The 12,424-nt window shown below is 35.6% G+C and carries 11 protein-coding genes; 7 read left to right on the top strand and 4 right to left on the bottom strand.

Features of this window, described 5'->3' with window-relative positions:
- Positions 1–82 precede the first annotated feature (82 nt).
- The 3 genes from B6C99_RS12295 to B6C99_RS12285 form a co-directional block, all read right to left on the bottom strand.
- Entirely contained in the window at positions 83–973 is an 891-nt protein-coding gene (locus tag B6C99_RS12295) for an SDR family oxidoreductase (protein ID WP_371265845.1), read from the bottom strand.
- Positions 974–1,276: 303 nt separating this feature from the next.
- Positions 1,277–1,798: a hypothetical protein gene (locus B6C99_RS12290; protein WP_086360087.1), complete on the bottom strand. Its 522-nt coding sequence runs from the start codon at positions 1,796–1,798 to the stop codon at positions 1,277–1,279.
- Positions 1,799–1,883: 85 nt separating this feature from the next.
- Positions 1,884–2,318, bottom strand: a complete 435-nt coding sequence (locus B6C99_RS12285) for a hypothetical protein (protein ID WP_086360086.1) — start codon at positions 2,316–2,318, stop codon at positions 1,884–1,886.
- Between the two features lie 475 nt (positions 2,319–2,793).
- Here B6C99_RS12285 and ilvG point away from each other — a divergent pair, with 475 nt between their 5' ends.
- The 6 genes from ilvG to B6C99_RS12255 all read left to right on the top strand — a co-directional run bounded on the left by ilvG (position 2,794) and on the right by B6C99_RS12255 (position 10,007).
- Positions 2,794–4,470 carry an acetolactate synthase 2 catalytic subunit gene (gene ilvG, locus B6C99_RS12280; RefSeq protein ID WP_086360085.1) on the top strand — a complete coding sequence of 559 codons (1,677 nt, stop codon included), beginning with the start codon at positions 2,794–2,796 and terminating at the stop codon, positions 4,468–4,470.
- Between the two features lie 3 nt (positions 4,471–4,473).
- The gene (gene ilvM / locus B6C99_RS12275) at positions 4,474–4,704 is read left to right on the top strand and encodes an acetolactate synthase 2 small subunit (protein ID WP_086360084.1); all 231 of its coding nucleotides are present in this window, start codon (positions 4,474–4,476) and stop codon (positions 4,702–4,704) included.
- Between the two features lie 158 nt (positions 4,705–4,862).
- Entirely contained in the window at positions 4,863–5,792 is a 930-nt protein-coding gene (locus tag B6C99_RS12270; protein WP_086360083.1) for a branched-chain amino acid transaminase, read from the top strand.
- Positions 5,793–5,919: 127 nt separating this feature from the next.
- Positions 5,920–7,770, top strand: a complete 1,851-nt coding sequence (gene ilvD, locus B6C99_RS12265; protein WP_086360082.1) for a dihydroxy-acid dehydratase — start codon at positions 5,920–5,922, stop codon at positions 7,768–7,770.
- Position 7,771: 1 nt separating this feature from the next.
- Positions 7,772–9,310, top strand: coding sequence for a threonine ammonia-lyase, biosynthetic (gene ilvA / locus B6C99_RS12260; protein WP_254045960.1), 1,539 nt, complete (start codon positions 7,772–7,774; stop codon positions 9,308–9,310).
- A 187-nt stretch (positions 9,311–9,497) separates the two neighbouring features.
- On the top strand, positions 9,498–10,007 hold the full coding sequence (locus B6C99_RS12255) for a CbrC family protein (RefSeq protein WP_086360080.1): 510 nt from the start codon (positions 9,498–9,500) through the stop codon (positions 10,005–10,007).
- 95 nt (positions 10,008–10,102) lie between these two features.
- Here the strand turns inward: B6C99_RS12255 and B6C99_RS12250 are convergent, their stop codons facing one another.
- Positions 10,103–10,753 (bottom strand): hypothetical protein, encoded by a 651-nt coding sequence (locus tag B6C99_RS12250; protein WP_086360079.1) that lies wholly within the window; start codon positions 10,751–10,753, stop codon positions 10,103–10,105.
- 337 nt (positions 10,754–11,090) lie between these two features.
- On the opposite strand from B6C99_RS12250, the gene B6C99_RS13210 reads away from it, so the two are divergent.
- Positions 11,091–11,264, top strand: coding sequence for a hypothetical protein (locus B6C99_RS13210; protein WP_158092481.1), 174 nt, complete (start codon positions 11,091–11,093; stop codon positions 11,262–11,264).
- Positions 11,265–12,424: the final 1,160 nt, after the last annotated feature.

Genomic DNA, 12,424 nt, shown 5'->3' with positions numbered 1-12,424 from the left:
TTGAAAAAGAAAGAAAAAATTAATTATATATAATATAAAAAAAGGGCCAATACAGCCCTTTAAAATATTATAATTATTAAAATTAATTAATATGCATACCACCAGTTACACCATATACTTCCGCGGTGGTATAGCTTGATTCCTCTGATGCTAAATGCACATACACGCCAGCAAGTTCTACCGGTTGCCCAGCACGTTTTAATGGTGTTTGTTTACCAAAATCTGGAATCACTTCACTTGGTTGACCGCCACAAATTTGTAATGGCGTCCACACTGGACCTGGTGCTACACAATTAACACGAATACCTTTACTACCTAATTGAGCGGCTAATCCACGAGTGAACGCAATAATCGCAGTTTTGGTTGAAGCATAATCCAATAAGTTACCGCTTGGTTGGTAAGCTTGCACCGAAGAAGTGGTAATAATCGTCGAACCCGGTTTTAAATAACCCAATGCAGCTTTAGTTATCCAAAATAGTGAAAACACATTGATTTCAAAGGTTTTGATGATTTGTTCCGTAGTCAATTGCATAATATCTTCTACTGCGGTTTGCTTACCGGCTACTAAAGTTAGATTATCAAGTCCACCTAATTTTTTATGGGCTTCCTCGATTAATTTTTTACAAAATGGCTCATCACTTAAATCGCCAGGAATTAACACCGCCTTTCGTCCTACTGACTCAATCACTTTAGCTACATCTTCAGCATCTTTTTGTTCTGCCGGTAAATAGTTAATTGCAACATCTGCGCCCTCTTTAGCATAAGCAATAGCCGCTGCTCTACCAATACCAGAATCACCTCCAGTAACCAACATTTTTCGACCTTCTAAACGTTGATGACCTTGATAACTCTTTTCGCCACAATCGGGGACAGGTTTCATCTCATATTGTAAACCAGGAGGATTTTGTTTTTGTTTAGGAAACTTGTCATAATGATATTTAGTTGTGGGATTATAGGTTTGCTTACTCATAATTTTCTCCTAAGTTAAACATGCATTTGAAAACAAATTCAATATAACTTAAATAAAATCAATTAATAATCACAAAATCCTATTGTCGAGTATATTTTATATCTTTAAAATATTTAATTAATTCAATTAATTATATCAATTTAAAAAAATTAAAATCATTGACAACTGAGAAAACAGAAATTTACTTGAATGGCTTAGCGAGGACAAATACAACGAATGCTAAAACCATAATGGGTGAAAATTTAACACCAAAAGTAGTTTAGCAAATAAATAGAAATTAAGCTAGCAAAGCTAGCTTAATAATAATTATCTATTAATTTTGCAATCGGCAGGGATCTTGAGAATTAAAAGCTTTTTGCCTTCGATGTACAACATAAATTCGATACCCTCACTAAAATATTTTTTTACGTTTTTCATTTGAGCATTATCTTGGCAATAAATTTCAGTAATAGCTTTACCAATATTTTTTATATTTTCACTTGTCAGTAAATCCTCTTTAGTTATTCCTTTTACTTCCGTTTTATAAACGAGGGTATTACCATTCGCCTCAATATCAAACCAAATTAGGTTATCATTAAATTTAATAGGTAATATTTGCTTAAGTAAACTGATGGCAGCTTTTTTTTCATCATCTAAATCATAAGGTTTATCATTTTTTGAAATATTAAATTTTTCATCATCAGCTTGATCGATAAGTTTAAGTAACTTTTCTGTTTTTTCAGCTCCAATATTCTCGACAAGCCTATCAAGTTTATTTTTTTCTAGCGGTGAATTATCACAACTAAATTGGAGCATGGCTAACATAATAAAACAAATAATCTTCTGCATTCCTAATCCTTAGTTAGCCTATATCTTATAACTATTGTGATAAATGATCATTTTATCAAATATTATGATTGTCAATCACAGATAGTTATTTAATACGACAATCCGAAGGTGTTAATTCAACCTCAACAATTTCTTTATTATCAATAAAATAGTGGTAATTAGCTCCATCTGGGAACGCCGTTTTCAACTGTTGCATATCCTCTGTATTTTGGCAATAAGCATTAAAAAGTTCTTGGTAAATTGTATCTAGGGTACTTGGTAACAGCAACGTATGCTCTGGAGTATTTTTAACATCGTATTGGTAATTGATGATATTACGCTCCTTATCCTTATCGACACCAATTAGAGTGGTTAACTCATCAACTTCGATCGGTAACGTATCCTTAATTGGTTCAATTATCGAATTTTGCACAGCCGTAAGTGAATCATCACTATTAACTACGGTATTTTTTTTATTATTATCGCAACTTATTACTAAAAAACTTGCCACAAAAAACACAAACGATTTAAATATTTTCATAATGATATCTCTTATTAGCTAATGAATAATAATTATCAATACTTTATTAAACCACGTTGAATTATTTATAGGAGCAATGAGTGATATTTATACACTAACCTTTCTCAAAAAGCCAAAACAATCATTTTTACCCTTTCAAAATCTCATTTGCTCACTTTTTTAAATAAGATAAAAATAAATTGCTGATGTTTAAAAAAAACAACAAAAAAATAGTTGCACTTTTTTTTAAAACGAGTATTTTGGATAAATATTTTAGAAATTGAAAAAAAATTACACAAAAATTATGAATTTTTCACTCATTATCGCCCTCATTAACATTATTGTCAGCGTGGTCATTATTCCTACGCGGGGGCGTCTTTTGAGTTAAATATATGGTTATCATATTTCAAAAACCCCCGCCCCAAAAAGCGGGGGTTTTTTTATAAACAATTTTGACATTAACAGTGCATGAGCAAAAGTAAAAAGTGAGGAATGAATGTTAGGAACACAGTGGATAGTAAAAACCTTAAAAGAAAAAGGCATTACCACCGTTTTTGGATATCCTGGTGGTCAAATTATGCCTCTATATGATGCCCTTTATGATGGTGGAATTGAACACGTACTCTGTCGTCATGAACAAGGCGCAGCTATGGCAGCCATTGGTTATGCCCGTGCTACAGGTAAAATCGGCGTTTGTATTGCTACATCAGGTCCCGGCGCAACCAATATCATCACAGGTCTTGCTGATGCATTAATTGATTCCGTACCGGTTATCGCGCTTACCGGACAAGTTCCAACTACACTTATTGGCACAGATGCCTTTCAAGAAGTTGATGTTTTAGGATTATCCTTAGCATGCACTAAGCATAGCTATTTGATTAATGATGCCACCCAGTTACCAAATACCTTACAAGAGGCCTTCAATTTAGCTAATTCGGGTAGGCCGGGACCAATATTAATCGATATCCCGAAAGACATCCAGCTTGCCGACCATGATTACCAAGCATATTTAACGCCATCAACAATAAAAACGCCTTCTGATAACACCCAACAATATCCAATCTTACTTGACGAGATAAAACAAGCCCAACAAATGATAAGCCAAGCCCAAAAACCTATACTTTATATTGGTGGTGGTGTTGGACTTTCTGGAGCCATCAACGAACTACGTGAGTTTATGACGCTAACCCAAATTCCTAGTGTATCTACCTTAAAAGGACTTGGTGTTGCTGACTTAAACAACCCTTACTATTTAGGACTCATCGGTATGCATGGTGCCAAAGCGGCCAACTTAGCCGTGCAAGAGTGTGACTTACTCATTGCCCTAGGGGTACGATTTGACGATCGTGTAACCGGCAAACTTAACGAATTTGCTAAACATGCGAAAGTTATACATGTTGATATTGATCAGTCTGAAATCAATAAATTACGCCAAACCCACTTAGGTTTACAAGGTGATATCAAACACGTATTACCTTTGTTAAACCAAACTGTATCGATTGCTGATTGGCATAACAAAATAAAACAACTCAAAGCCCAACATCCAACACGTTACGATCATCCTGGAGAGGCTATTTACGCACCAGCACTACTAAAACGTATTTCTGAGCGTAAACCGACTAACACCGTGATTACCACCGATGTGGGTCAGCACCAAATGTGGACAGCACAGCACATGTCATTTACCCATCCACAGAACTTTATTACTTCAAGTGGGCTTGGAACTATGGGCTTTGGTTTACCGGCTGCTGTTGGTGCCCAAATGTCTAGACCCAATGACATGGTAATTTGCGTATCAGGTGATGGATCATTCATGATGAACGTACAGGAACTAACTACCATCAAACGTAAAAAACTACCGATCAAAATTGTCCTCATCGACAACCAACGCCTAGGCATGGTAAGACAATGGCAAGAACTATTTTTTAATGAAAGATATAGCGAAACAAACTTATCGGATAACCCAGACTTTTTAATGCTAGCCAAAGCATTTGATATTCCAGGGCAATCAATCAGTAAAAAAGCGGAAATCGAACCAGCACTCGATAACCTATTCAATTCATCTGGTGCTTATCTACTACACGTTTGTATTGATGAGCTTGAAAACGTATGGCCACTTGTTCCACCGGGTGCAGCTAACGAAAACATGTTAGATAAAAGTAACAAGGAGTAAGTGATGAATCAAAAAGCGACACACCAATTTACCATAACCGCCAATGATAGATTGGGTTCACTTGAACGTATTTTACGCGTTGTTCGTCATCGCGGTGGTCATATTGAGCAAATGCAGATGCAATCAATTGATAATCAGTTGTTCACCTTAACGCTAACATTAACTACCGAACGGACGTTATCGTCATTACAAAACCAAATAACCAAATTGGAAGATGTAATAACGCTAGAATAAAGTGTAACGATATTCTTTGGTGAAACAACAAGTTAAATTAAAAAAGTAACAATATTAGCAGTTAAACAAACAGTAAAGTGATGTATAATGCTTTACATTAAATTGATAAAAGCAAAATACATGCTTAACAAAGTTAAAATTTAAGAGGAAAACAAAAAATGGGTACTACAGCAAAATCTGATTATATTTGGTTAAATGGTGAAATGATTCCATGGGCAGATGCAAAAATTCACGTTATGTCACATGCACTACATTATGGTACTTCAGTATTTGAAGGTGTTCGTTGCTACGAAACGCACAAAGGCCCAGCAATTTTTCGTCATAAAGAACACGCCCAACGCCTATTAAACTCAGCCAAAATTTATCGTTTTCCTGTCCCTTATTCTCTTGAAGAGATTATGGAAGCAACTCGTCAGGTAATCAAAAAAAATAACCTAAAAAGCGCCTACATCCGTCCATTAGTCTTTATTGGTGATGTTGGCATGGGCGTTATTCCACCAGCCGGTTACCAAACCGATGTTATGATTGCCGCATTCCCGTGGGGGGCTTACCTTGGTGAAGACGCCTTAGAACAGGGTATTGATGCTATGGTATCATCATGGAACCGTTTTGCTCCTAACACTATCCCAGCAGCAGCTAAAGCCGGTGGTAACTATTTGTCATCACTACTCATCGGTTCAGAAGCACGCGCTAATGGCTTCCAAGAAGGGATTGCCTTAGACGTTAACGGACAGCTTTCTGAAGGTTCGGGTGAAAACCTATTTATCGTTAAAGACGGCATATTATTTACCCCATTACTATCATCATCAGCACTACCGGGGATCACCCGTGATGCTATCATCACCCTTGCACATGATTTAGGCATTGAAGTACGTGAGCAAACACTTTCTCGTGAATCACTATACCTTGCAGACGAAGTATTTATGACTGGTACCGCTGCTGAAATCACGCCAGTACGTAGTGTTGACCGTATCCAAGTTGGTATTGGTCGTTGTGGTCCAATTACCAAAAAAATCCAACAAACATTCTTCGGATTGTTTAATGGCAAAACTGAAGACAAATACGGTTGGTTAGATCCAGTTAAATAAGTAAACTAAACACCGCTGAACTAATCGGCGGTGTCGTAATTATTTAACGATTTATTATTTTCATCAAAAACTCAAATAGGTACCGAAAGAAATCGGTCGCTTGCATTAAAAAACTTGGGAGCAATAAATGCCTAGATATCGTTCAGCAACCTCGGTTGAAGGTCGCAACATGGCGGGTGCCCGCGCCTTATGGCGTGCAACAGGCGTAAAAAATGAAGACTTTGGTAAACCCATCATTGCGGTGGTTAATTCATTCACCCAATTTGTACCAGGCCACGTTCACTTAAAAGATATTGGTCAACTAGTGGCAAAAGAAATTGAAGCTTGTGGTGGTATTGCCAAAGAGTTTAATACTATTGCTGTTGATGATGGTATCGCTATGGGCCATGGTGGTATGCTTTATTCCTTGCCATCTCGAGAACTCATTGCCGATTCAGTTGAATATATGGTTAATGCACACTGTGCTGATGCTATGATCTGTATCTCAAACTGCGACAAAATTACCCCAGGGATGTTAATGGCATCACTGCGTTTAAACATTCCTACTGTATTTGTTTCAGGCGGTCCAATGGAAGCCGGTAAAACCAAACTGTCAGATAAAATCATTAAGCTCGACTTAGTTGATGCTATGATCCAAAGTGCTAACCCAAATGTTAGCGATGCAGACAGCGAGGCTATTGAACAATCAGCCTGCCCGACTTGTGGATCCTGCTCGGGCATGTTTACCGCTAATTCAATGAACTGTTTAACCGAAGCATTAGGATTATCCTTGCCGGGTAATGGTTCACTTATTGCGACTCACAAACAACGTGAACAACTCTTCTTAAATGCCGCTAAACGCATTGTTGAAATTACTAAACGCTATTACGAACAGGATGACGAATCCTACTTACCGCGTTCTATCGCAACCAAAGCGGCCTACGAAAATGCTATGTCTCTTGATATTGCCATGGGTGGATCAACAAATACCGTATTACATTTACTTGCCACAGCGCAAGAGGGTGAGATAGACTTTACCATGTCAGACATCGACAGATTATCACGGAAAGTTCCTCATCTATGTAAAGTTGCGCCAAGTACCGCAATTTATCATATGGAAGATGTCCACCGTGCTGGTGGTGTGGTCTCCATCATGTCTGAATTGGACAAAGCCGGATTACTAAACCGTAACGTACATAACGTACTTGGTTTAAGTTTACAAGAAACCTTTGCCAAATATGATATTACACAAACAACTGACGAAGCCGTCAAAAAAATGTACCGCAGTGGTCCAGCTGGCATTCGCACCACCAAGGCCTTCTCTCAAGATTGTTATTGGGATAGCTTAGATGATGATCGTGAAAATGGCTGTATTCGTGATAAAGCACATGCTTATAGTCAAGATGGTGGATTAGCAACCCTTTATGGTAACGTCGCCCAAGATGGCGCTATTGTAAAAACTGCCAGTGTTGCTGCAGAAAACCTAGTCTTCCGTGGTCCGGCCAAAGTTTATGAAAGTCAAGAAGATGCCGTTGATGCAATTTTAGGTGGTAAAGTAGTGGCAGGAGATGTGGTAGTAATTGTCTACGAAGGACCAAAAGGTGGGCCGGGTATGCAAGAAATGCTTTATCCGACAAGTTACTTAAAATCAATGGGGCTTGGTAAAGCCTGTGCATTAATCACTGATGGTCGTTTTTCTGGTGGTTCATCTGGATTATCTATTGGTCACATTTCACCAGAAGCCGCTAATGGTGGGGTGATTGGTCTTGTTCGTGACGGCGATATTATTGATATCGACATCCCAAATCGTAAATTAGAGCTCATCGTACCAGAAGATGAATTAGAACGTCGCCGTGTAGCAGAACTTGCTCGTGGTGATAAAGCCTTTACTCCTCATAATCGTGATCGTTATGTCTCATATGCACTAAAAGCTTATGCTAGCTTAGCAACTAGTGCAGACAAAGGTGCGGTACGTGATAAAAGCAAATTAGGTGGTTAATGTGAATCAACAAGCTAACAAACTAACCGGCGCTGATTATTTAAAAGCTACGCTATGCAGTGCCGTGTATGATGTCGCCCAAGTGACGCCACTGGAACATATGGAAAAAATATCTACTCGTTTAAAAAATCAAATTTTTGTTAAACGGGAAGATCGTCAATTAGTCCACAGTTTCAAAATTCGTGGTGCTCAAGCCATGATAGCCAGCTTAACCCCCGAAGAACGTAAATGCGGCGTAGTTGCCGCATCAGCCGGTAATCATGCCCAAGGCGTTGCATTTTCAGCAACTAAATTAGGGATTAAATCGCTAATTGTCATGCCATTAAATACAGCTGATATCAAAGTCGAAGCCGTAAAAGGCTTTGGTGGTGAAGTACTACTTTATGGAGCCAATTTTGATGAAGCTAAAGCCAAAGCAATGGAACTGGCTAAGCAACAAAACCGGATATTTATTCCACCTTTTGATCATCCACTAGTTATCGCAGGTCAAGGCAGTATAGCTATGGAACTGCTGCAACAAAATGCCAAGCTTGACCGTATTTTTGTGCCTGTCGGTGGTGGCGGACTCGCTGCTGGTATTGCCGTATTAATTAAGCAAATCATGCCATCAATCAAAGTGATTGCAGTTGAACCTGAAGATGCTGCCTGCTTGAAAGCGGCTTTAGTGGCAGGACATCCAGTCGATCTTGATCGTGTTGGTTTATTTGCTGAAGGTGTTGCAGTTAAACGAATTGGTGATGAAACATTTAGACTCTGTCAGCAATATATTGACGATATCATTACTGTTGATAGCGATGAAATCTGTGCGGCAGTTAAAGATCTATTTGATGATGTACGTGCAATTGCAGAACCATCGGGTGCAGTAGCATTAGCTGGTCTTAAAAAGTATGTCGAACAAAATAACATCTGTGGTGAAAATTTAGCCCATATTTTATCTGGCGCTAACTTAAACTTCCATAATCTACGATATGTATCTGAACGTTGTGAATTAGGTGAAAAACGTGAAGTACTTTTAGCGGTAACTATACCTGAACAAAAGGGTAGCTTTTTAAAATTTTGCCAATTATTAGGTGGAAGAGCAGTAACAGAATTCAACTACCGCTATCATGACGACAAATCAGCTTGCATTTTTGTTGGCGTTAAAATTGCTAGAAGCAATGAAAAAGACGAAATCATGCAAGATCTCAGCGCAGCTGGTTATCAAGTAGTCGATCTCACTGATGACGAAATGGCCAAACTGCATGTTCGTTATATGATTGGTGGTAAACCATGCCAACCTCTTAACGAACAAGTTTATAGTTTTGAGTTTCCTGAATCACAAGGTGCATTGCTTAAGTTTTTACAAACGCTAGGCACTAATTGGAATATATCAATGTTCCATTATCGTAGCCACGGTACCGATTATGGCCGAGTGCTAGCTGCTTTTGAAATAGATAAAGCAAGCCATACAACCTTTGCAAAACATTTAACCGAATTAGATTATGGTTTTAATAATGAAACTAAAAATCCATCACTTAAATTATTCTTAACCAATGAATAATTCAACTACCTCTAAAATAAATTAGGGGTAGTTTTTGCCTGAAAAATAACATAATCCATTAATTAATAAAGATAATTTTTAAAAATTAAATAGACTCAAAAACGCTGCTCCTCACATTCTTTTGCCAATAATTATCTTTCGATTATTATGAGATATGCACTAAGTCATTTAATATGGGAAATTATTTATGTGTCGTCCAATCTTTAAATATCATCCTAATGCCTACGAACTTGATATATTTATTCATGAAGAAGGGGAGTGTTCGGTCTGTAATCAATTACGCCATTTTAAATATTCAGCAGATTTTTATAGTGAGGAAGAACCAGAATATATTTGCCCATGGTGCATAGCTAATGGCCTAGCAGCGAAAAAATTTGCTGGTTCATTCAATGATTATATTGGCGTCGAAGTTATACCTAAGGATAAACTTGATGAAGTATTATATAGAACACCAAATTATATATCTTGGCAACAACAAGTATGGCTATCACATTGTAATGAACCATGTGCTTTTTTAGCTTATGTTGGTGCAAAAGAGATATTACCTTTTTGGGATGAGCTTATTGAAGATATAGAACAACAGGAACTTTCTGCAGATTTTGTTAAAGCCAATTTATCCAAAGATGGGGATATGATTGGATATTTATTTGAATGTCTTCATTGTTCAAAAAAGCGATTACATATTGATTTAAATTAATTTCATTTATTAATAGATGAATTTGGAAAACTAATTTAATTAGCATTTATAGAATAAAAAAACCTCATGCGAGGTTTTTTTATTTAGTTAGGTTCTTATTTTTCTAATTTCATTCTATTGCTTAAATCTTCATAAATAATTGATACACCATTATCAAATGCAGATGACACAGAAACATCAGATAATTTGAATGTGCTTTCTTTTCCAGATAACAGAGTGTAAGTCGATACAGTCATGGGCTTACCATTTATATATGATGCATGAGCAACAATATCGACATTTTCGCTAGTATCATTTTTAAGTTTTATTGTTACTGATGGCTGTATTTTAGACATTCCAGACTTACTGACTTTGTCAATTTTAGTTTTTAAGGTTGGTGACATTTTTACCACCATACCTCCACCAAAATCGGCATTAGCTAATTGGATATCACCGGTTAACTCTTTTCCTCCTACCGTTATAGGAATGTCAAATAATGCTTTTGAGTCCAAATTCTCTCTATAACATTCAATGTATTTTGCCTCACTAAATACATCAGTAATTCCTTTTTTGGCTTCAATTAGGCTGGATGATTCATTACGAGAATCTCTATAATCGGTACACGATGTAACTTCAACAATCAATTTAGATTGAATAGTTTTCGCGACTTCACTATTTATATCGCTTAAATTAACAGACGGAGTAAGTTCTACTTTACAACCAGATAATAAAACGATTGACATTAAAGAGATAAGTGCTTTTTTCATGATTTACTTCCTTTTATAAATAGACTTTAATTTTATTTTGAATACTTTACACGAAAATGAATATAATTAAAAAAGCAAATAACCACTTTTTTTGAAGTATTTATTAGATTTGCTTTTATATACGATCAATTAATCCAAAGCATTTTATCAGCCGAGATAGAATGATTGTTGATTTATTTAAAAAATTGCTACATTTTTAAACAAAGATGAACTATGACCAAACTTGCAATAATTGACACCAACTGGATAACTAAAAGTTTATCGATACTTTATTAAAATCAAACCAATATAAACTCGTTGTAATAAATTATCGATAATCTTAACAAAGCACAAATATTTGCCCATAAATTCAGGCAAAGATTGTGATGATTTAATGCAGTTAGCAGAAGATCTGAATATCGATATAGTTTATAATGCCAATTCAAATTCATTGGATTTTTCGCAAGCAAAATTAACATTAGAACATGATCAAGATGTAATTTGTGAAAAAACGTTAACTTTGAACTATTAACAAACTAAAGCGTTGATTGAGATTATCAAACAAAATCAATGTATTACTTTAAAAGAGTGAAAACTTAATATTTGCCGAATCATAAATTAATTAAAACTTATCTCCCTAAATTAGGTAAAATCTTCTGTAAAGTAAAGTTTTGTTGAATTATCGTCAATATTCTTCTCGTTATGATAGCTATTTAAAAGAAAACAATCCCAACACTTTTAATCTTGAATTTTAGAATGATTCTTAGATGGATATAGGCATTTACTTACTCAATTTTGAACTTATATTATGGTAGTAAGGAAAATTAGTTTTATGCCAAATTGAACTTATTGGCATCCGGTGTTAAAGAACATGACAGCTTGGTGTGTAATCATGAGAATTTTGATATAATTATTTGTCTTTCAAAAGTAACCAACTCTTATATTCCCATTAAAATTTAAGGGGAAGACGGTGCGTTGTTTTTGACCATCTTCTTGTTTGTAAGCAAATCACCAACTATACTCACCAATGTGAGAAACAAGTTATCAGTATCAAATGACAAGATAATCAGATGTATTACGAAGTACTTAAGTTTATCCAGCTATATCAACAACAAAAGTTTGATCATGAAAATTTAGATTAAGCTTTACTATCGTCATTTATTGTGAATGAAATAAGGGAAAAAATCGGTATAACATACCCCACTGATGATTACAATTAAATTAGTAATAAGATGAAAAGATTTACACTATTACAACAAGCCTTCTGTTAAAGAATAGTTATATTTCATTTTTGATAGTTAAAGAGAAAGTATTTTGGATGATTTTTTATTCATTCAATGTGATTAATCAAGATTGTCACCTATTTCAGAAAATAAAAAAATTATAAATAATTATAATGTTATATTGGAAAAGTATTTCGTTTTATTAAATTCATCCAAATTTAAGAAATGGGATAGTGTACTTAAAATCATCAAGCAAGATTATAACGTGATGTAATATGGGGATTTAAAGGTTACCCCCTTCTTTACTCAAATATTTTTAAATATAAATTAATAGTTAATAATTATTTTAATAATTGGTCTAAATTTCGAATTCAATACTAGCCTACTAAATTACCACTTTTTATAAAAAATCTTATAAAAAGTCACCAAATATCTCTATTGATTCGCCCTTTTATTCAGTGCATATTAT

The sequence above is a fragment of the Gilliamella sp. N-G2 genome (genome assembly GCF_002142215.1).
Lineage (GTDB): Bacteria > Pseudomonadota > Gammaproteobacteria > Enterobacterales > Orbaceae > Gilliamella.
Note: the sequence above shows the minus strand (reverse complement) of the source record. Positions and strands in the feature narration are given on the sequence as shown.